Here is a 21,679-nt window from a genome sequence, read left to right as displayed (position 1 = left end):
GTGCAAAAAATGATCAACACGACGAACGCCTTACCCGCTGCGGGTTACAGCGATGTGCACGCACCTTATCCACAGCCCCATCCACACATTCCGGGGGCAAGTAAAAAAGCTGAAACCCGCTGTGTACAAGGCTTGGCGAGCCATTTTGAAATTTTTTTGCTTGACCCTGGCCGTCCTGCCGTGCAGCCCCAAGGCAATTTGCACGATCCGGGGTGAAACCGACGATGGCGCCAAGCCAGTAACTACGGCCTCCAGCGGGGTCTTTCCAGAGTTTAACCACAGACTTATCCACAGGCTGCCTGTGCACATTTCAACTCGTTTTTGCCGCTAACAAAAAGGTTGACAACGCCGGCCCCCGGCCCGGAAAAAACGCCTGATCAAAAAACAACCACTACGCTACAGGCCATGTGTTCAAAGGCTTTCAGCCAGCTACTCCCACGTTATTCACAGCCAGCTCCACAGCAAACGGGGACAAGTCAAAACTGTGACGAAACAACTATTTGCAGCGGCTTTATGTCGCGCTTTGAGAGGTCGTGAATATTGTTTTCCACAATTTCAAAAAAGCTCACCGCAGACACCTGTGGGAGCGAGCTTGCTCGCGATGGCGGTGGGTCATCGAGCTCAACTTTGACTGTGATGACACTATCGCGAGCAAGCTCGCTCCCACAGGGGTCAGGGGTGTATCAGGGATGTAAAAAAGCCCCGGCGATTACTCGTCGGGGCTTGTTTGTTACAGTAGAGAACTCAGTGCCCGCCGAGATAAGCGTTACGCACCTCCTCGTTGACCAGCAGCTCCTTGCCGGTGCCCGTGATGCGGATCTCGCCGTTGACCATCACATAGGCCCGATCCGACAATCTGAGGGCATGGTTGGCGTTCTGCTCGACCAGGAAGATGGTCATGCCGGTCTTCGCCAGCTCCCGCAGGGTGGCGAAGATCTGCTTTACCACGATCGGCGCCAGCCCCAGGCTCGGTTCATCGAGCAACAGCAATTTCGGCCGGCTCATCAGCGCCCGGGCGATGGCAAGCATTTGCTGCTCGCCACCGGACATGGTCATGGCCCGCTGGGTGCGCCGCTCCTTGAGCCGGGGGAACAGCTCGAACATGCGCTGCATGTCCTCGGTGGCGTACTTGTCGCCGATCGGGATGGTGCCCATCAGCAGGTTTTCCTCGACTGTCATGTCGGGGAATACCCGCCGACCTTCCGGCGATTGGGCAATACCGTGGGAGGCGATGTAATGGGACGACTTGTGGGTGATGTCCACCCCTTGATAGACGATCGCCCCGCCTGCCGCCCGCGGTTGACCGAAAATCGACATCAGCAGGGTCGATTTGCCGGCGCCGTTGGAGCCGATCAGGCTGACGGTTTCACCTTCGTCGATGTGCAGCGAGACTTTCTTCAGAGCCTGGATCGGCCCGTAAAACACGTCCAGTTCCTTGAGCTCGAGGATGGGTTGAGTCATACCACCTCCTCTTCGTCGGCGCCCAGGTAGGCGGCAATCACTTTTGGATCATTGCGAATGGCCTCAGGCCCGCCTTCGGCGATGACGATGCCGTGGTCCAGCACCACGATGTGATCGGAAATGCTCATGACCATGCCCATATCGTGTTCGATCAGCACCACGGTCAGATCGTGCTCGTCGCGCAGCAGCCGGATCATCGCGCTCAGCGCTTCGGTTTCCTGAGGGTTGAGGCCGGCGGCCGGTTCGTCGAGGCAGATGATCTGCGGCCGGGTACACATGGCCCGCGCGATTTCCAGGCGGCGTTGTTGCCCGTAAGACAGCTCACCGGCCAGACGGTTGGCGCAGTCCACCAGGTCCACTACTTCCAGCCAGTAGAACGCGTGGTCCAGTGCATCGCTTTCGGCCTTGCGGTAACCCTTGGTGTTGAGGATACCGGCCAGCAGGTTGCGGTTGACCCACATGTGCTGGGCGACCAGCAGGTTTTCGAGCACCGACATTTCCTTGAACAGGCGAATGTTCTGGAAGGTGCGCGCCAGGCCTGCACGGTTCACCAGGTGGGTACCACCGAACATCTTGTAGTGGAGCCGGCCGATGAAGCTCTTCGGTGAAACGAAATCGATGGGCTTGAACGATTCGCCCAGCAGCTGGATCACGTTGGTTCGCTCGCCACGAATATTGAGTTCGATCTTGCCGCCGGAGGCCTTGTAGAAGCCGGTCAGGCAGTTGAATACGGTGGTCTTGCCGGCACCGTTGGGGCCGATCAGGGCGAAGATCGAGTTGCGGTGCACCTTCAGGCTGACATCGCTCAACGCCTTGATGCCGCCGAAGTGCATCATCAGTTTCTCGACTTGGAGCACGACTTCACTCATGGCGCTGCCCTCTTTCATACGCTATGGCACCTTTACGCGGGGTCACACCGGTACGACTGATCCGAATCAGGCCGCGCGGTCGCCAGATCATCATCAACACCATCAGGATGCCGAACAGCAGTACGCGGTATTCGGCGAAGCCGCGCAGCAGTTCAGGAGCCACGGTCAGCACGAATGCGGCGATGACCACACCGATGGTCGAGCCCATGCCGCCGAGTACCACGATGGCGAGGATCAGTGCCGATTCGAAGAAGGTGAATGAGGTCGGGTTGACGAAGCCTTGATAGGTGGCGAAGAACACTCCGGCCAGGCCGGCCGTCGATGCGCCGATGGTGAACGCCGAAAGCTTGACCAGTACGTGGTTCAGGCCCATGGAGCGGCAAGCGATTTCGTCTTCGCGCAAGGCTTCCCAGGCGCGGCCGACCGGCATACGGGTCAAGCGATGCTTGACGTACAGCACGGCCAGTACCACCAGGAACAACACCGCATAAATGAAGTAGTACTTCACGTCCGGGTTATAGGCGATGCCGAAAAATTCATGGAACGGAACGCCCCCCTCCTTGGCTCGTTTACCGAACTCGAGGCCGAAGAAGGTCGGCAACGGTGCTGCCATACCGTTCGGGCCACCGGTCAGGGACAGCCAGTTATTGAGGATCAACCGGATGATTTCACCAAAGCCCAGGGTCACGATCGCCAGGTAGTCACCGTGCAGGCGCAGCACCGGGAAACCCAGGATGCAACCGGCCAACCCGGCAGTGATTGCCGCCAGCGGCAGCACCGTCCAGAAACCCAGCCCCAGGTATTGATAACCGAGCGCCAGCCCATAGGCACCGATGGCGTAGAACGCCACATAACCCAGGTCGAGCAGGCCGGCCAGGCCGACCACGATGTTCAGCCCCAGGCCCAGCAGCACGTAGATCAGCCCGAGGATGACCACGCCCAGCAGGTAGGAGTTGGAGAAAAACGGGAACACCACGGCGACGACGATCAACACCGGAATGATCCAGCGCAACCGGCTTTTGTAGTCAGGCGGCAGTACATGCACCCCGGAACCGGTGCTTTCAAAGCCTTCGAGAATTCTCAGGCCCTTGGGGGTTTGCAGGAACAGGCTCAGGGCAAAGCGGCCCGCCATGACGATGGCGACAATCCATGCTACCCGGGTCGTTTCGAGGTTGAAGCCGTAGCCGTCGAGGACCACGCCGACAATCGGGCCGAACACAATCAGGGCCACAAGGCCGGCAAGAATCGCGTCAACCAGGCTTCTTTTGAGATCAATGGTTTTTTTAGTGGTTGAAGACATCGCTTACACCTTCGACACAAGAGGACGGCCGAGCAGGCCTTGGGGCCGAAAGACCAGAACGAGAACGAGCAGCGAGAAGCTGAAGACGTCTTTGTAGTCCGAGTTGACCAATCCGGAGAACAGCGACTCGGAGATCCCGAGAATGATCCCGCCGAGCATTGCCCCAGGCAGCGAGCCGATCCCACCGAGCACCGCGGCGGTGAATGCCTTGATGCCAATGATGAAGCCCGCATAGAAGTCGAACGTGCCGTAGTTCATGGTGATTAGCACGCCGGCCAGGGCCGCCATCGCGGCACCGATGATGAACACGTAGGAAATCACGCGATCGGTGTTGATCCCCAGGATCGAGGCCATCTTGCGGTCTTGCTGGGTGGCGCGGCACATGCGCCCGAGCTTGGTGTACTTGATGATGTAGGTCAGCAGGGCCATCCCGACAAACGCTGCGACCAGAATGAAGATCTTGGTGTAGGTGAGCTGGACGAAGCCGGTCCCGACTTCAACTCGCCATGCACCGGTCAGCAGTGTCGGCACGCCCTGTTGACGGGCGCCCTGGGCGATCTGTGCATAGTTTTGCAGGATCAGGGAAATACCGATGGCGCTGATCAGCGGTGCCAGTCGGGTGGAGTTGCGCAGCGGTTTATAGGCGACACGCTCGATGACCCAGCCATACACCGCCGTGACGATGATGGTGAAGATCAGTGTGCCAAGCATCAGCAGGGGGAAGGATTCAATACCGAAGTATGCCAGCAGAGCCAGACTGATTGCCGCGAGGTAAGCGGAAATCATGTAAACCTCGCCGTGGGCGAAGTTGATCATGCCAATGATGCCATAGACCATTGTGTAGCCGATGGCGATCAGGCCATAGACCGACCCGAGGGTCAGGCCGTTGACCAGTTGCTGCAGGAAAATACCATCCATAACGCAATCTCACGCAATGAGAACCTGCACATGTGACTGTGCGGTTCTTCTAAGGAAAATACAGATATACGTCGGAGCAATGTCAGATGCGATCAGCCCAGACACCACCGTACCTGTGGGAGCTGGCTTGCCAGCGATAGCGGTTGAACATTCAACAAATTTGTCGTCTGTCAGGCCGTCATCGCGGGCAAGCCCGCTCCCACAGGGAATCGAGGGATCAGCCGATCGAGTCAGCCCTTACTTCTGTTTTTCCAGCTGGTGGTATTTGCCATCCTTGTCCCACTGGTAAACCACGTAGTCGGAGACTTTCAGGTCGCCCTTGGCGTCCCAGGTCTTCTCGCCCATCACGGTTTTGACCGGGTTTTTCTTCAGCCACGCGGCAGCTTCTTCGCCCTTGTTGGACTTGGCGCCATTGAAGGCAGCGGCCAGGGTCTGGACCGAAGCATAGGCGTACAGGGTGTAGCCTTCAGGCTCGGTGCCCTTCTTGCGGAACTCATCCACTACGGTCTTGCTTTCTGGCAGCATGCGCGGGTCGGCGCCGAAGGTCATCAGCACGCCGTCGACGAATTGCGGCCCGCCAGCGGTGGTCACCAGTTCGTCGGTCACGATGCCGTCGTCGGACATGAACTTGACGTCTTTGAGACCTTGCTCACGCAGTTGACGCACCAGGGGACCGGCTTCCGGGTGCAGGCCACCGAAGTAGACGACGTCGGCGCCAGCGCCGCGGATTTTGGTGACGATGGTGCTGAAATCTTTCTCGCCGCGGGTCAGGCCTTCATACAACACCGGCTTCACGCCGCGTTTTTCCAGCTGGGCCTTGGTCGCGTCCGCCAGGCCTTGGCCGTAGGTATCCTTGTCATGCAGGACCACGACTTTCTTGCCCTTGAGCACGTCGACGATGTAGTCGCCGGCCACGATACCTTGCTGGTCGTCACGCCCGCACATACGGAACATGGCACTCAGGCCGCGCTCGGTAACCGCCGGGTTGGTGGAACCGGGAGTGATCGCAATGATGCCCGCTTCGTCGTAGATCTCGGAAGCCGGGATGGTCGACGAAGAGCAGAAGTGACCGACCACGCCAACGACTTTCTGGTTGGTCAGGTCCTTGGCGACTGTCACAGCCTGTTTCGGTTCGCAGGCGTCATCGCCCTTGACCAGGACGATTTTTTCCCCATTGACGCCGCCCGCCGCGTTTACCGCATCGGCCGCCGCTTGTGCACCCTTCATGTACTGCTCGCCAAATGCCGCGTTGGCACCAGTCATTGGACCCGCCACACCAATTTTTACGTCAGCCTGTGCAAACGCAGAAACACCCAACGCAGCTGCCACTGCGAGGGCCAGAAAGCCTTTCTTGTAAAACGTCTGGGACATGAGGTGGTGCTCCATGGTTTTTTTTAGTTGGCACTGCGACTTCTCTAAATGCTCAGAGCAAGGGCCGTGCCATCGGTTTTTTATTCTGGGAAAAGTCGCTACCTTATTGTTCTATCGACTGTTTCGAGCCCATTTTCATTGGGTGTGCAACCGTCTAAACCGCGGAAGGTGAAACCATTTATTTTTAAAGGCGCAACCCGCACGCGCCATCATTGCAACCGCGGCGCCAAACGACGTGCAACCAGCCTGTAACAACGTGCGTCACCGAAGTGCACACTGCTGGTGCGGGGACTGCTACAACCCGCACCACTACAGGCTAGTCGCTGCGCGTAAAAGCGCCGCTTTCAGCAACATATTTCAACAATCAAATAACGATCCGCAGGCACTGGCCTGCGTGATACAGCGAAAAACCAGCTTCGTATAAACAGCTGCGCAATCCTGCCCCTGCCAATGGCTGCATGGGCGCGAACGGGATCGGCAAAGTGTCAGGATTTCCGTTACACAAATAGTCGGCAAAAGCTTTACCGACCACCGTGCCCGTGGTCACCCCCCGGCCGTTATAACCGGTGACTGCCACTAGACCGGGCGCCGGTTCGAACAGGCGCATCAAATGATCGGGGGTGAAGGCGATGCAACCGGTCCAGGTGCACTCCCATTCCACCGGCTTGAGGTAGGGAAAATAGTGTTGCTGAACCCGGTCGGCCCAGGCCTTGAGGAACCAGGTCGGCTTCTGATTGCCATTACCCAGACTGCCAAGCAACAGGCGGCCGTCTTTGTCTCGACGAATACTGCTGAGGACCTGACGGGTATCCCAGGAGCCTTGGCCACCGGGAAGAATGTGTTGCGCGGCGTCGTCAGTCAGCGGGGCCGAAGCCACCTGATAGTAGTAACCGGGGAAGAAATTGCGCCGCAACTCGGTCCAGTCGCCTTCGGTGTAAGCATTGGAGGCAATCACCACTTGCTCGGCAAGCACCGAACCCTGGGCAGTCTGTACCGACCAGCGCTGGCCCTGACGTTCGAGGCGGGTCACCGGGGAATGATCGAACAACTGGCCGCCAAGGCCGATGGCCGCGCTGGCCAGGCCGCAGGTGTAAGCCATCGGGTTGAGGGTGCCGGCACGCCGATCGAGCAGTGCGGCGGCGATCTTTTTGGTGCCCGTCGCTTGTTCGCAATCTTGACCGGTCAACAGCTCCACCGGCGCTCCGCGACGCTTCCATTGTTGTTCACGACTGCGCAGGTCCGCTTCGCCACGGGCGTTGTGCGCCATGTGCAACGTGCCTTCGCGGCGCAGTTGGCAATCGATGTTGTATTTGTCGACCAGGCTGAACACCAGGGACGGTGCCGCTCCGAGCATGCGGTTGAGCTGACTGCCGACCGCTTCGCCGAACCCGGCTTCGATCTCGTCCGGTGGAATCCACATCCCGGCGTTGACCAGCCCGACATTGCGCCCTGAACCACCATGACCGGCACGATGGGCTTCCAGCACGCAGACACTTTTACCTTGTTCCAGCAAATGCACCGCCGCCGACAGACCGGTGAAACCGGCGCCGATGACGCAGACATCTACCGTCACCTCGCCCTTGAGCGCCGAATTGTCCGGCCTTTGCGGCGTCAGTTTTTCCCACAGACACTCTTCGCGTAACGGCATTGCCAGACTCCAACAGAAACCTAACCAACACAAAGCAAAAGCTTCGCGGGCAAGCCTCGCTCCTACAAGTTATGTGCCATGACACAACCCCTGTAGGAGCGAGGCTTGCCCGCGAAGGGGACCGTCAGTCGAATGTAATCCCCTGAGCCAACGGCAACTCCAGCGAATAGTTCACGGTATTGGTCTGACGGCGCATGTACCCGCGCCATGCATCGGAACCCGATTCACGACCACCGCCGGTTTCTTTTTCGCCACCGAACGCGCCGCCGATTTCCGCCCCGCTCGGGCCGATATTGACGTTGGCGATGCCGCAGTCGCTGCCCACTGCCGACATGAACTGTTCGGCTTCACGCACGTCAGTGGTGAAGATGCACGATGACAGGCCCTGTGGCACGGCATTGTTCAGGCGCAGGGCTTCTTCGAAATCGTTGTAACCGATGACGTACAGGATCGGCGCGAAGGTTTCGCTGCAGACCACATCACTCTGCTCCGGCATTTCAACGATCGCCGGCGAGACGTAATAAGCATTAGGGAATTTATCTTCCAGTTGGCGTTTGCCACCGAACACCCGGCCTCCTTCACTCAAGGCCTGCTCAAGCGCGTCCTGCATGTTTTCGAAGCTGTGTTTATCGATCAGCGGACCAATCAGGTTGCCTTCCAGCGGGTTGCCGATGCGCACTTTGGCGTAAGCGGCTTTGAGGCGGGTGACGATTTCTTCCTTCACCGATTCATGGGCAATCAGCCGACGCAGCGTGGTGCACCGCTGGCCCGCGGTGCCAACGGCGCTGAACAGAATCGCACGCACGGCCATGTCCAGGTCGGCGCTTGGGCCGAGGATCATCGCGTTGTTGCCGCCCAGTTCGAGAATACTGCGGGCGAAGCGTGCGGCGATCTTCGGTGCCACTTCGCGACCCATGCGGGTGCTGCCCGTGGCGCTGACCAGCGCAACACGCGGGTCAGCGACCAGGGCTTCACCGGCATCGCGGCCGCCGATGACGACTTGGCAAAGGTGGGGTGGCGCATCGCTGAAGTTTTTCAGTACACGGTCGAACAACGCCTGGCAGGCCAGGGCGGTCAGTGGGGTTTTTTCCGACGGTTTCCAGATCACCGGGTTACCGCAGACCAGCGCCAGTGTGGTGTTCCAGGCCCAGACCGCGACCGGGAAGTTGAACGCGCTGATGACGCCGACAACGCCCAGTGGGTGCCAGGTTTCGCGCATATGGTGGCCAGGACGCTCGGAGGCGATGGTCAAGCCATACAGTTGACGGGACAGACCCACGGCAAAGTCGCAAATGTCGATCATTTCCTGAACTTCACCCAGGCCTTCCTGGGTGATCTTGCCGGCTTCCCAAGACACCAGCTCGCCGAGGTCGGCCTTGTATTCACGCAGGATATCGCCCAGCTGACGCACCAGTTCGCCGCGGCGCGGAGCCGGGACTTTGCGCCACAGTTCGAACGCATGATCTGCGCGACTGATGTGCTGCTCGACTTCGGCGGCGCCTTCCCAGTTCACGGCGGCGATCCGGCTACCATCGATTGGCGAATGCACCGGCACTTTGCCGTTCTGATACAGGGCCGGGTTCACACCAAGACGATCAAGCAATGCGGCAACCATGGGTCACTCCTCAAGCAAAAAACAGAAAGTGGCAGCCGGACTATCACGACTGATCAGACCTGTAGTTTTAGCGCCCCCGAGGTTACTCAACAAACGACCTTTAAGAGAGATATCATTCCGTTTATTCATGCTGTGCATTGCTGGCAATAAAGAGACAAGAAGAAAGGACCGCCCATGCTGAACAAACGCTATCTGCCGTCGATCACCGCACTGCAGTGTTTCGAGGCCGTGACCCGGCATTTGAGTTTCACCCGGGCCGCTGAAGAGCTGAACCTGACCCAGAGCGCGGTCAGCAAACAGGTCGCGCAACTCGAAGAACTGTTGCAGCACCTATTGTTCCGCAGGGTACGTCGACGCCTGCAAATGACCCCGGCCGGAGATTTGTACCTGGTAGAGGTGCGAAAAATTCTCACACAGGTCGAAATGTCGACCCATTACCTGCGCTCCTACGGCGGTGAAACCGAAGTCTTGCGTGTCTCCACGCCTCCGACCTTCGGCGCCCGTTGGCTGGTGCCACGCTTGAAAGGCTGGCGCCTGCGCCACCCCTCGATCCACCTGGACCTGTGCAGCGAACAGGAAGCCGACGACCTGCTCCAAGGTCGCAGCGATCTGGCGTTCTATTTTGGCCAGGGTTCACGCCCCGGCACCGAATGCCTGAAGCTGTTCGGCGAAGAGCTGGTGCCGGTTTGCGCACCGGGTAGCCTGCCGGACACGCCGTTCACCGATCCTACGCAACTCACCGATCTGGTCCTGCTGCAAAACGCCTCCCGGCCACAGGCCTGGCATGACTGGTTCGACAGCCAGGGCTACCACACCGAGCACAGTTACCACGGCCCGCGGTTCGAAACCTTCTACATGTGCATCCGTGCGGCCCAGGTCGGCTGCGGCGTGGCGCTGTTGCCGAAGTTTCTGGTGGAAGAGGAATTGGCCGACGGCAAACTGGTCATACCCTGGCAGCACGCGATGCCCAGCACCGACGCCTACTACCTGGCGTATCCGGAGCATGCGGCGGAAGTGCCGAAAGTGCGAGATTTTGTGAGGTGGATGCTGGAGCAGATTGATAGCCCGGATGTACCGCAAATCTAAAGCTTCACACAATCCCTGTGGGAGCGGGCTTGCTCGCGAAAGCGGTGGGTCAACCGACATCAATATCTACTGTCAGAACGCATTCGCGAGCAAGCCCGCTCCCACAGGGATCTGCCGAGGTCTAAAAAATCACTGGCATTACCTGCCACTGATATGCGCCACTAGCCCCATTCATTGAAACAGCTGCAACGTCGCTGCCACGGGCCGCGGCCAGTCTGGAGACCCCCGTTATGAGCGAGAGTGTGTTTGCCGATCGCATCGTGCAGAACCTGCTCGACACCGACTTCTACAAACTGACGATGATGCAGGCGGTGCTGCACAACTACCCGAACGTGGAAGTCGAATGGGAGTTTCGTTGCCGTAACAGTGAAGATCTGCGCCCGTACCTGGCGGAGATCCGCTTCCAGATCGAACGTCTGGCCGAGTTGAGCCTGAGTGCCGATCAGTTGAGTTTCATGGAGCGCATCAGCTTCATGAAGCCAGACTTCCTGCGCTTTCTCGGCTTGTTCCGCTTCAACCTGCGCTACGTTCAAACCGGGATCGAAAACGGCGAGTTATTCATTCGCCTGCGCGGGCCATGGCTGCATGTGATTCTGTTCGAAGTGCCGCTGCTGGCGATTGTCAGCGAAGTGCGCAACCGCTATCGCTACCGGGAAATCGTCCTGGAACAGGCGCGCGAACAGCTCTATCGCAAGTTCGACTGGCTGACCGCCAATGCCGGCAGCGATGAATTGTCCGAATTGCAGGTCGCCGATTTCGGTACTCGTCGTCGCTTCTCGTTCCGCGTGCAGGAAGAAGTGGTGAACGTGCTCAAGCACGATTTTCCCGGGCGCTTCGTCGGCACCAGTAACGTGCACCTGGCACGTGAGCTGGACATGAAACCGCTGGGCACCATGGCCCACGAGTGGATCATGGCGCACCAGCAACTCGGCCCGCGACTGATCGACAGCCAGATCGCCGCCCTCGATTGCTGGGTCCGCGAATATCGCGGCTTGCTCGGGATCGCCCTGACCGACTGCATCACCACCGATGCCTTCCTCAATGATTTCGATCTGTATTTCGCCAAGCTCTTCGACGGTTTGCGCCACGACTCCGGTGATCCGGTGCTCTGGGCGGAAAAAGCCATCGCCCGCTATCACCAGCTTGGCATCGACCCGATGAGCAAGACGCTGGTGTTCTCCGACAGCCTGACGCTGCCCAAGTCCCTTGAGATTTTCCGGACGCTGCGTGGCCGGATCAATGTCAGCTTCGGTATCGGCACCAACCTGACCTGCGATATTGCGGGTGTCGAACCGATGAGCATCGTGCTTAAAATGACCGCCTGCAACGGCCAGCCGGTGGCAAAGATCTCCGACGAGCCGGGCAAGACGCACTGCAACGACCCGAATTTCGTCGCCTATTTGCGACACGTTTTCCAAGTACCTGCCACCCTTTCCAGTCCATCAGGCATTTCAAGCAAGGAGTGAATTCATGCAAGCCGTACAGCGTGAGATTGCTGAGCAGCTCAAGGTTCAACCGCCGTTCGCCAACCAGGCTGCCCTCGAGGCAGAAGTCACCCGGCGGATCACCTTCATCCAGGATTGCCTGGTCAATTCCGGGCTCAAGACTCTGGTGCTGGGCATTAGCGGCGGCGTCGATTCCCTGACCGCAGGCCTGCTGGCCCAACGCGCCATGCGCGAGCTGCGCACACGCACCGGTGACGACAGCTACAGGTTCATCGCCGTGCGCCTGCCGTACGAGACCCAGTTCGATGAGCACGACGCCCAGGCCTCGGTGGATTTCATCGCTCCGGACGAACGCCACACGGTGAACATCGGCCCGGCGGTCAAATCCCTGGCGAGTGAAGTCGCGGCTTTCGAAGGCAAGCAGGCGGTTTCGGTGGATTTCGTGCTCGGCAATACCAAGGCACGGATGCGCATGGTTGCCCAATACACTATTGCCGGCGCAGCGCATGGGTTGGTGATCGGCACCGACCACGCGGCGGAAGCGGTGATGGGATTCTTCACCAAGTTCGGTGATGGCGCCTGTGACCTGGCACCGCTGAGCGGGCTGGTGAAAAACCAGGTTCGGGACATCGCCCGCAGCTTCGGCGCGCCGGAGTCGCTGGTGGAAAAAATCCCGACGGCCGACCTTGAAGACTTGTCGCCTGGCAAGCCGGATGAAGCGTCCCATGGCGTGACTTATGCCGAGATCGATGCATTCCTGCATGGTGAGCTGGTGCGTGAGGAAGCGTTCAAGATCATCTGCGACACGTACAACAAGACCCATCACAAGCGAGTGATGCCGTTCGCGCCGTAAGCCGTAAGCCGTAAGCCGTAAATAAGTTGGCGTCTGTACCGACGCCTTCGCGGGCAAGCCACGCTCCCACAGGTTTTGTGTCGGACGCCAGTAATGGGCACGACACAAAACCTGTGGGAGCGTGGCTTGCCCGCGAAGAACGATGACTCGGCCTATCGTCAGGCACAAAAAAAAGCGTCCTTCAAGGGACGCTTTTTTATGACTCGATTCGATTACTTCAGGGTAACAGTACCTTTCATCATCGAGATATGGCCAGGGAACGAGCAGAAGAACCCGTACTTCTCCCCAGCAGCAAGCTTCGCCACATCGAAGGTCACGGAGTCGGTTTCCTTGGCACCAATGATCTTGGTGTGGGCGATGATGCGTGCATCACCTTCTTTCAGGTAGTCCTTGTCGATGCCGGCAGCCAGGCCATCGGTGGCGATCGGCTGCATGTCTGCCTCTTTGCTCAGCACCCAGTTATGGCCCATGACGTTTTTCGGCAAGCTGCCAGAGTGGGTCAGTTCAACGGTAAATGTCTTGCAGCTCTTGTCGATTTCAATGGCCTTGGTGTTGAAGGACATCTGATCGGTGGAGTCGACAGTGACCTTGCACTCGGCAGCCATCAATTGGCTGCTGGCCAGTGTCAGCAGGGATACCGCAACAAGTTTGGCAAACATGGTGAATCTCCAAGGCAGGGTTAACAAAGGTGCGAATGGACAGAAGACTGCCTGAAAACTTCGTAAGTTCCTATGACCTGAAGCAAAAATTGTATACAACTTTCGGGCTATGACACCTATCGAGACAATCTACCAGCCAGACGTCTGGTCCGGCCCTATCATCAGGTCGTCCTCACTCTGGAGCGTCCGTCATGTCTCTCAATAGCCTGTTGTGCAGTTTGCTCGCCGCTTATGCCTGTGGCGCCAGCGGCACCTGCGAATCACCCACGCGCGAAGTTTAGACCTTGGACTGCCGCTTGCCTGCCTTTAATCTGTGGTCATCTGACCATGGAGTAAGGCATGTCTTTAGCGTCCGTTTGTGTATTTTGCGGTGCCAGTACCGGCACCAATCCGGCTTATCGTGAAGCGGCTGTCGCCCTCGGGCGGGCATTGGCCGAGCGCAAGCTGACCCTGGTCTATGGCGGTGGCGCCGTCGGGCTGATGGGAATCGTCGCCGATGCTGCGCTGGCGGCCGGTGGTGAAGTGATCGGGATCATCCCCCAAAGCCTCAAGGACAAGGAAATCGGCCACAGCGGCCTGACCCGCCTGGAAGTGGTCGATGGCATGCATGCGCGCAAGGCGCGGATGGCCGAGCTCAGCGACGCCTTTATCGCACTGCCCGGTGGCCTGGGCACGCTGGAGGAACTGTTCGAAGTCTGGACCTGGGGTCAGCTCGGTTACCACGGCAAACCGCTGGGGCTGCTGGAAGTGAACGGTTTCTACAGCAAATTGACCGGTTTTCTTGATCATATCGTCGGCGAAGGCTTCGTTCGCGAGGCGCACCGTGACATGCTGCAAGTGAGCGAGTCGCCGCAAACCCTGCTCGATGCCCTGGATGCCTGGCAGCCGACAATAGTGCCAAAGTGGACAGAGCAAAAACCCAGCTAACGGCTCGGCATCGATACAAGGCAGAATACGCGCCGCTCAACCTCACCTTCGACCCCAGAGGATCGCCCATGGCTAAACCCAATTATTCGTTCGCCAAACGTCAGAGAGACTTGGCCAAGGAGCAGAAGAAAGAGGAAAAGCTTCAGCGCAAGAAAGCTACCGCTGAAGAAGAAGCAGCAGCACTGAACAAGGATGCCGAAGGCGAAGTGGCTACAGACGAAACTGAAGCACCGAAAGATCAGGCGCCCGACGCCTGAGACCCTCAGGGCCCGATGATCCGATCAGGCCCACCGGATCTGTGTCCAGGGTCAGCAGCGCCGCTGCTGACCCTCACAGGCCAATCTGAAATATCCCCTATCCAGAAAGCACTACACATCAATTGTGGGAGCGGGCTTGCTCGCGAAGGCGGCGGCACATCCAACATCTATGTGACTGACAGACCGCTTTCGCGAGCAAGCCCGCTCCCACATTGGGATCTTTGTTATTCCAGTGGCATCACGGTGACGCGAACCTCAGGGTCATGGTTGCCGCCCCCCAGAATCACCCCGCGCAACGGCGAGACATCGGAGAAATCCCGGCCCCAGGCCAGGGTGATGTGCTCCAGCGCCGGCTGCACGTTATTGGTCGGATCGAAATCGACCCAGCCCAGCACCGGGCAAAACACCGAGACCCAGGCGTGTGACGCATCGGCGCCAATCAGTCGAGGCTGACCCGGTGGTGGCTGGGTCAGCAGGTAGCCACTGACATACCGCGCGGCCAACCCACGGGAGCGCACGCAAGCAAGCATCAGGTGGGCGAAGTCCTGGCAAACCCCGCGCCGGCGCTCCAGCACTTCCACCAGCGGCGTCGCCACTTGGGTGGCTTCGGCGTCGAAGGTGAATTCGCTGAAGATTTTTTCCATCAGTGCCTGAACACCCAGCAGCAATGGCCGGCCCTGGGGAAAACAACTTTGCGAAAACTCGACAAAGTTGCGCTTCAGATGCACATAGGGCGATTCAAACCGATAACGGCACCCCTCCAGCAATTCAGGTGATAACGGCTGGCTGCTGTAGGTCAGCGCGTTGCAGGTATCTTCCCACGACGGGGATTGATTGAAGTCCAGCGTTGGCCGGACCAGCACTTCAACGGTGAGCCGGGCATTGACCAGCAATTCATCGTGGGGCCGCTCGAAAGCCAGCCGGGTCAGTGGATTGCCGAATACATCCAGTTCGTCCCGGCGCGAAGTCGGGTCCGGACTGATCTGCAACTGCTGATCGGTGCAGTGCTGCCAGGCACAGGGCCGCGGCCACAGGTGTGCCAGTTGCTGGGCAAGGGACACCGGACTGTCGTAGCGGTAATGGGTGTCATGGAGAATCTGGTAATGGGCGCTCATCAGACGGACACCGTGCGCTGGCTGACATCATCGACATGGGCAAAATGGCGCAATGCCAGGCGATCAGAAACCTGTCCGCTGGCATCGGCGATCTCTTGCAGCAAATCGGCCAGGCCGTCGATAGCAGCACGAACGCTGGTTTCACCGAACAGCGGATTTTCCAGACAGCCAAGATCGAAACGCGCCAGTCGCTCCACCAACAGCGGCAGGCATGCTTCGCGTGGCACGCCAAAGTCATCGTTCAAATGTTTGAGCGTGCGGGTCACCAGTTTCAACTGGAACAGCACCGCATGAGGGTTCTGCTCATCCAACAGTAACAGGTCAAGCACCGGGATCAATTGTGCTATCGCCAGGTATCGCGAACGGTAGGTGATGCTGCTGTTGCCCAGTTCCAGCAACCACTCCAGCCCGGCCTGGTCAAAGGCACCGGCACCGGCACCGCGCAGGAACGCCGCAAGGCTGGCGCTGAGAAATTGCAGTCGCTCGATTCGCCGGCCGATCATCAGGAAGCGCCAGCCTTCGTCCCGGGTCATGTCGTCCAGGGCGAAACCGGACAACGCCGCCAGGGACATCACCAGACGATTGAGAAAATCCAGCAATTGGCCGAAATCCGCTTCATCGGTTTCCAGCTCCACGGCTTCGCGCTGCAGTTCGACCAAAGCCTGCCAGTTTTCCCGCGAGAGCTTACCGCGCACTTGCGAGGCCGCCCACTGCAAACGCTGCAGGTTGGAGCGCAGGCTGAACGGCCAGTCATCGCCGAGCAGCGCGGCCAACAAGCGCTCCGGCAACTCGCCTTCATCCGGCAACAGATTCAGGCGCTCGCCGAGATCGACGGCCGCCTGCAAGGCCTGCGGATCGTCACCGTCGACATAGCGCGCCAGCATGATCCGCAGCAACCGGGCGCTGTCATCGCAGCGCTCGCAGTAACGGCCGAACCAAAACAGGTTTTCCACCACCCGCGACGGCAAGTACGGATCGCGCCGCACCAGATCGCGCACGCCAATGTTGCGTCGGGTTTTCCATTGTTCGCCGCTGGGTGGGCGATCCCCCAACACCCAAGTGTCCTTGCTCGCACCGCCGCGTTGCATCGACACCACTTCGGCGTCGGCTTCGGCGGCCACCCGGGTCAGGCCACCGGGCAGCACCCGATAACCATTGCGGCTGGCCACTGCATAGACACGCATGCCAATGGCCCGCGGTTGCAGCTGTCCGTCCTCGGCCTGCCAGACCGGGGCTTGAGAAAGCTGAGCCAGTTCTTGCGCTACATAGGCATAAGGCCGTGCCTGCATGCGCTCGGCAAGGTCCTGGCGCTGTTTTTCACTCAAGTCACGGCCAAATACAGGTGAAAAGCTCTGGGAAGGAAATGCCGGTTTGATCAGCAATTCCGGCAATTTTTCCAGGGCCTGGGCCAGCACTGGCGCTTCACCGCACCACCAGGTGGCGATGGAGGGCAGGATCAGTGCCTCGCCAAACAGGAATTGATTGATTTTTGGCAAGAAGCCCAGCAGTCCCGGTGACTCCAGCACGCCACTGCCGAGGGCGTTGGCCACCAGCACTCGCCCTTGTCGTACCGCTTCGAGCAGTCCTGGCACGCCGAGCGCCGAGTCGGTACGCAACTCCAGCGGATCGCAGAAGTCATCGTCGAGTCGCCGCATGATCGCGTGGACCCGGCGCAGGCCGCTCAAGGTTTTCAGGTAGACCGTGGCATCTCGCACTGTGAGGTCCCCGCCCTCCACCAGTGGATAACCCAGCTGGCGCGCCAGATACAGGTGCTCGAAGTAGCTTTCGTTGAATCGTCCCGGCGTCAGCAACACCACCAACGGTGCTTCATCGTCGCTCGGCGCCTGACGGGCCAGGGTTTCCTGAAGCGTGCGGAAGAAACCGGCCAGATGCTGCACCTTCAAGTCACGGTACAACTCGGGAAAGGCCCGGGACACGATGGTGCGGTTTTCCAGGGCATAACCGGCCCCGGACGGCGCCTGGGTCCGATCCGCGGTCACCCACCAGCGACCATCGGGGGTACGCGCCAGATCCACCGCGTACAGATGCAGAAAGGCCCCATCGGGTGGCGAGATGCCCTGACAGGGCCAGAGGAAGTTGTTATGGCCGAATACCAGTTCCGCGGGCAACAGGCCCTCGGCGATCAATCGCTGCGGACCGTACAGGTCCGCCAGCACCGCATTGAGCAATCGAGCCCGTTGGGCGATGCCCGCCGACAACTGCTCCCACTCATCAGCCGCAATGACATGGGGCAGCAGGTCCAGCTCCCACGGCCGGTCAGCCCCCTTCGGGTCGGCGTAGACGTTATAGGTCACGCCGTTTTCCTGGATCTGCCGGCTCAGCAGCGCCTGACGCTGCACCAACTGCGCTGGCGTGCTGCGTTGCAATTGGTCGAACAGCCGCTGCCAGTGCGGGCGCACGGCTCCACTGTCGTCTAGCAGTTCGTGATAGGTGCCCGCCGTCAGCGGGTAGCGGTCAAGCAGATCAGGCATGGAAAGCTCGGCAGACAGCAAGGAACGGTCAGACTAACGCAGGCTCATGACGCCCGGATATACGAGAAATCCGAGCGTCGCGTACGGTTTAGAAACGTCGCAAATCGAGCGTCATCGGGAGTTCGTCGTTAATTTCCATAGTCGGTACAGGCAGTTTTCCCGGGCTGTGCCCGATGCGGAAGAAACGCGCCATCCGCCGGCTCTCGGCCTCGTTGGCATTCACCGGCAGGCTGTCGTAGTTGCGTCCGCCCGGATGGGCGACGTGGTACTGACAGCCGCCCAGCGAGCGTTGCATCCAGGTGTCGAGCAGGTCGAACACCAGCGGCGCATGCACCGGGATAGTGGGATGCAGGCAGTTGGCCGGTTGCCAGGCACGGAAACGTACGCCCGCCACAAATTCGCCAACCCGACCGGTAGGCTGCAATGGCACTGTAATACCATTACAGGTCAGCAGATAACGCTGGGGCGGCAAGCCCGTGAGCTTGACCTGCAAACGCTCCAGGGACGAATCCACGTAGCGCACCGTGCCGCCGACCGCGCCCTCTTCCCCCAGCACATGCCAGGGTTCAAGCGCCTGGCGTACTTCCAGTTCGATACCGCTGACCGCGTAATCGCCGACCTTGGGAAAACGGAACTCCAGATGAGCCGCAAACCACTCGGCTCGTACGGGATAACCGGCGGCATTGAGGTCGATGATGACGTCGGCGAAATCCTGCTCGATGAAATGCGGCAACAGAAATCGGTCATGCAGCTCGGTGCCCCAGCGCACCAGCTTCGGCGGCGCATAAGGCTCGCGCCAGAACCGTGCGACCAGCGCCCGCAGCAGCAACTGCTGTGCCAGGCTCATGCGCGCATGGGGCGGCATTTCGAACGCCCGCAACTCGAGCAATCCAAGGCGACCCGTGGCGCCGTCCGGCGAATAAAGCTTGTCGATACAGAACTCGGCGCGGTGCGTATTGCCGGTGACATCGATCAGCAGGTTGCGCAGCAGCCGATCCACCAGCCACGGCGCACACTCCTCGCCTGGTTCGGGCATTTGTGCAAAGGCGATTTCCAGCTCGTACAACGCATCGTTGCGCGCCTCATCAATACGTGGTGCCTGGGACGTCGGCCCGATGAACAGTCCGGAAAACAGGTACGACAAAGACGGATGGTTATGCCAGTAGCTGATCAGGCTGCGCAACAGATCGGGACGGCGCAGAAATGGAGAGTCAGCCGGGGTCGCGCCACCCAATACGAAATGGTTACCGCCACCGGTGCCGGTGTGCCGGCCATCGATCATGAATTTCTCGGTGGTCAGTCGCGTCTCGCGCGCCTCTTCGTAAAGAAATTCGGTGCGTTCCACCAGCTCATCCCAGGTGGCGGACGGCTGCACGTTGACCTCGATCACGCCTGGGTCCGGTGTAATCCGGAAGTTGCTCAGGCGCGGATCGCTCGGTGGCTCATAGCCCTCCAGCAACACCGGGCATTGCAATTCTTCAGCCGTGGCTTCGATGGCGCTGACCAGTTCCAGGTAATCCTCGACCCGCTCCAGCGGTGGCATGAACAAGTACAGCCGGCCTTCCCTCGCCTCGGCGCAAAACGCCGTACGGGTCAGCCAGTCGGCAGACTCATCGATCCCGGGCACGCGCTCGTCGGCAACGGCAGGGCCGCCATGGCTTTGAAGCTGCGCGGTTTCAGGCAATGGCGGGAAATCCTGGTTCGGATCCTTGGGATGGATGAACGGATATTCTGCCGCTTTCACCCAAGGCTGCGAGCCGAGTGGCAAGCGATAGCCCAACGGCGAATCCCCCGGCACCAGTCGGCAGTGTTCGTCGCGCAGATACCAGCGCCCGCTCTGCCATTGATCGCCCTTGGCCGTGCGCGCCAGAGGCAGGACCTGGCCAATGATCTTGTCCAGCCCTTGGCTGAAGACTTTGCGCAGCCGCGCACGTTCCAGGGGTTCCTCCAGGCGTGAGTCTTCGGCACTGACGTTCTGCGGCAAAGCCCCCTCGCGCCAGAGGTAATAGAAATTGTCTTCGTAGGCCGGAAACACAAAGCGTGTCGCAATTTTCAGGCGCTCGGCGACACTCGCCAGAAAACGCCCGGCCAACTCACCATGGGCACCGTAGTCTTCCTGCTCATCAGCGATCAAGGCGCTGTTGTGCCAGATCGGCACGCCATCGCGGCGCCAGTAGCAGTTCAGCGACCAGCGTGGCAATTGTTCGCCGGGATACCATTTACCCTGACCGAAGTGCACCAGGCCTTGGGGTGCGTAGTGCTTGCGCATGCGCTGGAACAGTTCGGCGGACAACCGACGCTTGTCCGGCCCGAGCGCGGCGGTGTTCCACTCGGCGCCGTCGGGGTCATCGATGGAAACAAAGGTCGGCTCACCGCCCATGGTCAGGCGTACGTCGCCTTCCAGCAGGTCGGCATCGATCTGCCGCCCCAGCGCCTGGATCGCCAGCCATTGATCTTCGGTGTAAGGCTTTGTCACCCGCGGCGCTTCCCAGATCCGCTCCACGGACATTTCGTGGGTGAATTCGCACTCGCACGGCTCCACCAGGCCACTGATCGGTGCCGCGGAGCCCGGATCGGGGCTACAGGCCAACGGAATGTGTCCTTCGCCGGCGAACAGCCCGGAGGTCGCGTCCAGGCCGATCCAGCCCGCACCGGGCAGATAGACCTCGCACCAGGCATGCAGGTCGGTGAAGTCCACGTCAGTGCCCGACGGGCCGTCGAGGCTTTTAACGTCAGCGGTGAGCTGGATCAGGTAGCCGGAGACGAAACGCGCCGCCAGGCCAAGGTTGCGCAGCAGTTGCACCAGCAGCCATGCCGAATCGCGGCAGGAACCGGAGGCCTGTTCGAGGGTGTGTTCCGGGGTCTGCACGCCCGGCTCCATGCGAATCAAGTAACCAATGTCTTCACTCAAGCGCTGATTGAGTGCCACCAGGAAATCCACGCTGGGCAGCGGCGTGCGATCGATGCCTTCCAGATAGGCCTGGAATTTCGGGGTCAGGGGCAAGGTTTCCAGGTACGGCGCCAATTCCTTGCGCTCGTCCGCCGCGTAGGCGAAAGGGATCTTTTCAGCGTAGGGCTCAAGGAAAAAGTCGAACGGATTGAAGACTGCCATCTCCGCCAGCAGATCGACTTCGATCCGCAGCTCATCGGTTTTCTCCGGAAATACCAACCGCGCCAGGTAGTTGCCCTGGGGGTCCTGCTGCCAGTTGATGAAGTGTTGCCCAGGCGAGACCTTCAGCGCGTAGGACAGTATTCGCGTGCGACTGTGGGCGGCCGGGCGCAGGCGAACGATCTGCGGTCCGAGCTCGACGGCGCGGTCGTAGCGGTAATGCGTGACATGGTGCAATGCGACATGAATCGACACGGCGTGCCTCCTGCGAGCCTTGAGCGTATTGGAAAGCGCGCAAAACTTATGCCATCGCGTAGCGCTGGCGCTTTCTCCGTTTGCTTGAGGCAGTACAGCACCAAAATCGGGCGATGCGGGAAATTGGTTGGGGAGAATTGCACGTAAATGTGGCGATCGCGGCAGTCAGCCAGATTCTGCATTGGCTGTACCGGCCCCTTCGCGGGCAAGCCCACTCCCACAGGGATGCGCTGTGAACACACTAGCGCAGACAACTTCGAACACTGTGGGAGCGGGCTTGCCCGCGATGGCGTCTGTGG

Annotated in this window: 17 protein-coding genes; 6 read left to right on the top strand and 11 right to left on the bottom strand. The window is 59.8% G+C overall.

Translation table 11 applies throughout. The features are described from left to right. Nucleotides 1–216, top strand: coding sequence for a hypothetical protein (locus F8N80_RS31100; protein ID WP_191632849.1), 216 nt, complete (start codon nt 1–3; stop codon nt 214–216). A 528-nt stretch (nt 217–744) separates the two neighbouring features. Here F8N80_RS31100 and F8N80_RS02855 read toward each other — a convergent pair. The 7 genes from F8N80_RS02855 to amaB form a co-directional block, all read right to left on the bottom strand. Next, nucleotides 745–1,461, bottom strand: coding sequence for an ABC transporter ATP-binding protein (locus F8N80_RS02855; RefSeq protein WP_150783178.1), 717 nt, complete (start codon nt 1,459–1,461; stop codon nt 745–747). Beyond that, nucleotides 1,458–2,330 carry an ABC transporter ATP-binding protein gene (locus F8N80_RS02850; protein ID WP_150744069.1) on the bottom strand — a complete coding sequence of 291 codons (873 nt, stop codon included), beginning with the start codon at nt 2,328–2,330 and terminating at the stop codon, nt 1,458–1,460. The genes F8N80_RS02855 and F8N80_RS02850 overlap by 4 nt, the downstream gene beginning before the upstream one ends. Next, nucleotides 2,323–3,630 (bottom strand): high-affinity branched-chain amino acid ABC transporter permease LivM, encoded by a 1,308-nt coding sequence (livM, locus tag F8N80_RS02845; protein WP_150743946.1) that lies wholly within the window; start codon nt 3,628–3,630, stop codon nt 2,323–2,325. The genes F8N80_RS02850 and livM overlap by 8 nt, the downstream gene beginning before the upstream one ends. A 3-nt stretch (nt 3,631–3,633) precedes the next feature. Then, nucleotides 3,634–4,548 (bottom strand): ABC transporter permease subunit, encoded by a 915-nt coding sequence (locus F8N80_RS02840; RefSeq protein ID WP_150743945.1) that lies wholly within the window; start codon nt 4,546–4,548, stop codon nt 3,634–3,636. 237 nt (nt 4,549–4,785) lie between these two features. After that, nucleotides 4,786–5,919, bottom strand: a complete 1,134-nt coding sequence (locus F8N80_RS02830; protein ID WP_150743944.1) for a branched-chain amino acid ABC transporter substrate-binding protein — start codon at nt 5,917–5,919, stop codon at nt 4,786–4,788. Between the two features lie 364 nt (nt 5,920–6,283). After that, nucleotides 6,284–7,567 carry an L-pipecolate oxidase gene (gene amaA / locus F8N80_RS02825; RefSeq protein WP_150783177.1) on the bottom strand — a complete coding sequence of 428 codons (1,284 nt, stop codon included), beginning with the start codon at nt 7,565–7,567 and terminating at the stop codon, nt 6,284–6,286. Nucleotides 7,568–7,691: 124 nt separating this feature from the next. Further along, complete coding sequence (gene amaB, locus F8N80_RS02820; protein WP_150783176.1) at nt 7,692–9,182, bottom strand: L-piperidine-6-carboxylate dehydrogenase; 1,491 nt, start codon at nt 9,180–9,182, stop codon at nt 7,692–7,694. A 174-nt stretch (nt 9,183–9,356) separates the two neighbouring features. Between amaB and F8N80_RS02815 the strand changes: the two genes are divergently transcribed. The 3 genes from F8N80_RS02815 to nadE all read left to right on the top strand — a co-directional run bounded on the left by F8N80_RS02815 (nt 9,357) and on the right by nadE (nt 12,566). Further along, nucleotides 9,357–10,268 carry a LysR family transcriptional regulator gene (locus F8N80_RS02815; protein WP_150743941.1) on the top strand — a complete coding sequence of 304 codons (912 nt, stop codon included), beginning with the start codon at nt 9,357–9,359 and terminating at the stop codon, nt 10,266–10,268. Nucleotides 10,269–10,498: 230 nt separating this feature from the next. Then, on the top strand, nt 10,499–11,734 hold the full coding sequence (gene pncB / locus F8N80_RS02810) for a nicotinate phosphoribosyltransferase (protein WP_150743940.1): 1,236 nt from the start codon (nt 10,499–10,501) through the stop codon (nt 11,732–11,734). A gap of 4 nt (nt 11,735–11,738) precedes the next feature. Beyond that, nucleotides 11,739–12,566 (top strand): ammonia-dependent NAD(+) synthetase, encoded by an 828-nt coding sequence (nadE, locus tag F8N80_RS02805; protein ID WP_150783175.1) that lies wholly within the window; start codon nt 11,739–11,741, stop codon nt 12,564–12,566. A gap of 212 nt (nt 12,567–12,778) precedes the next feature. On the opposite strand, the gene azu is transcribed toward nadE, so the two are convergent. Further along, nucleotides 12,779–13,225, bottom strand: a complete 447-nt coding sequence (gene azu / locus F8N80_RS02800; protein WP_150743938.1) for an azurin — start codon at nt 13,223–13,225, stop codon at nt 12,779–12,781. Nucleotides 13,226–13,564: 339 nt separating this feature from the next. On the opposite strand from azu, the gene F8N80_RS02795 reads away from it, so the two are divergent. Both F8N80_RS02795 and F8N80_RS02790 read left to right on the top strand, forming a co-directional pair. Further along, nucleotides 13,565–14,152, top strand: coding sequence for a TIGR00730 family Rossman fold protein (locus tag F8N80_RS02795; RefSeq protein ID WP_150743937.1), 588 nt, complete (start codon nt 13,565–13,567; stop codon nt 14,150–14,152). Between the two features lie 68 nt (nt 14,153–14,220). Continuing rightward, nucleotides 14,221–14,409: a hypothetical protein gene (locus tag F8N80_RS02790; RefSeq protein ID WP_150743936.1), complete on the top strand. Its 189-nt coding sequence runs from the start codon at nt 14,221–14,223 to the stop codon at nt 14,407–14,409. Between the two features lie 224 nt (nt 14,410–14,633). Here F8N80_RS02790 and F8N80_RS02785 read toward each other — a convergent pair whose 3' ends face one another. From F8N80_RS02785 to F8N80_RS02775, 3 genes are all read right to left on the bottom strand, one after another. Further along, a complete protein-coding gene (locus F8N80_RS02785; protein WP_150743935.1) occupies nt 14,634–15,524 on the bottom strand; it encodes a transglutaminase family protein in 891 nt (296 codons plus the stop codon). After that, nucleotides 15,524–18,016 (bottom strand): circularly permuted type 2 ATP-grasp protein, encoded by a 2,493-nt coding sequence (locus tag F8N80_RS02780; protein ID WP_150783174.1) that lies wholly within the window; start codon nt 18,014–18,016, stop codon nt 15,524–15,526. The genes F8N80_RS02785 and F8N80_RS02780 overlap by 1 nt, the downstream gene beginning before the upstream one ends. Nucleotides 18,017–18,104: 88 nt before the next feature. Next, entirely contained in the window at nt 18,105–21,380 is a 3,276-nt protein-coding gene (locus F8N80_RS02775) for a transglutaminase family protein (RefSeq protein WP_150783173.1), read from the bottom strand. Between the last annotated feature and the right edge of the window lie 299 nt (nt 21,381–21,679).

Source organism: Pseudomonas fluorescens (genome assembly GCF_902497995.1).
GTDB classification, from domain to species: domain Bacteria; phylum Pseudomonadota; class Gammaproteobacteria; order Pseudomonadales; family Pseudomonadaceae; genus Aquipseudomonas; species Aquipseudomonas fluorescens_BK.
The sequence above is the reverse complement of the archived record's forward strand: the minus strand, read 5'-3'. Positions and strand labels throughout refer to the sequence as shown.

What these genes read in the sequence shown, in the direction of transcription:
- F8N80_RS02785 (WP_150743935.1), bottom strand. Translation starts at nt 15,524, where the DNA reads ATGAGCGCCCATTACCAGATTCTCCATGACACCCATTACCGCTACGAC.
- amaB (WP_150783176.1), bottom strand. Translation starts at nt 9,182, where the DNA reads ATGGTTGCCGCATTGCTTGATCGTCTTGGTGTGAACCCGGCCCTGTAT.
- pncB (WP_150743940.1), top strand. Translation starts at nt 10,499, where the DNA reads ATGAGCGAGAGTGTGTTTGCCGATCGCATCGTGCAGAACCTGCTCGAC.
- F8N80_RS02855 (WP_150783178.1), bottom strand. Translation starts at nt 1,461, where the DNA reads ATGACTCAACCCATCCTCGAGCTCAAGGAACTGGACGTGTTTTACGGG.
- nadE (WP_150783175.1), top strand. Translation starts at nt 11,739, where the DNA reads ATGCAAGCCGTACAGCGTGAGATTGCTGAGCAGCTCAAGGTTCAACCG.
- F8N80_RS02840 (WP_150743945.1), bottom strand. Translation starts at nt 4,548, where the DNA reads ATGGATGGTATTTTCCTGCAGCAACTGGTCAACGGCCTGACCCTCGGG.
- F8N80_RS02815 (WP_150743941.1), top strand. Translation starts at nt 9,357, where the DNA reads ATGCTGAACAAACGCTATCTGCCGTCGATCACCGCACTGCAGTGTTTC.
- F8N80_RS02780 (WP_150783174.1), bottom strand. Translation starts at nt 18,016, where the DNA reads ATGCCTGATCTGCTTGACCGCTACCCGCTGACGGCGGGCACCTATCAC.
- livM (WP_150743946.1), bottom strand. Translation starts at nt 3,630, where the DNA reads ATGTCTTCAACCACTAAAAAAACCATTGATCTCAAAAGAAGCCTGGTT.
- F8N80_RS02795 (WP_150743937.1), top strand. Translation starts at nt 13,565, where the DNA reads ATGTCTTTAGCGTCCGTTTGTGTATTTTGCGGTGCCAGTACCGGCACC.
- F8N80_RS02850 (WP_150744069.1), bottom strand. Translation starts at nt 2,330, where the DNA reads ATGAGTGAAGTCGTGCTCCAAGTCGAGAAACTGATGATGCACTTCGGC.
- F8N80_RS02830 (WP_150743944.1), bottom strand. Translation starts at nt 5,919, where the DNA reads ATGTCCCAGACGTTTTACAAGAAAGGCTTTCTGGCCCTCGCAGTGGCA.
- F8N80_RS02790 (WP_150743936.1), top strand. Translation starts at nt 14,221, where the DNA reads ATGGCTAAACCCAATTATTCGTTCGCCAAACGTCAGAGAGACTTGGCC.
- amaA (WP_150783177.1), bottom strand. Translation starts at nt 7,567, where the DNA reads ATGCCGTTACGCGAAGAGTGTCTGTGGGAAAAACTGACGCCGCAAAGG.
- azu (WP_150743938.1), bottom strand. Translation starts at nt 13,225, where the DNA reads ATGTTTGCCAAACTTGTTGCGGTATCCCTGCTGACACTGGCCAGCAGC.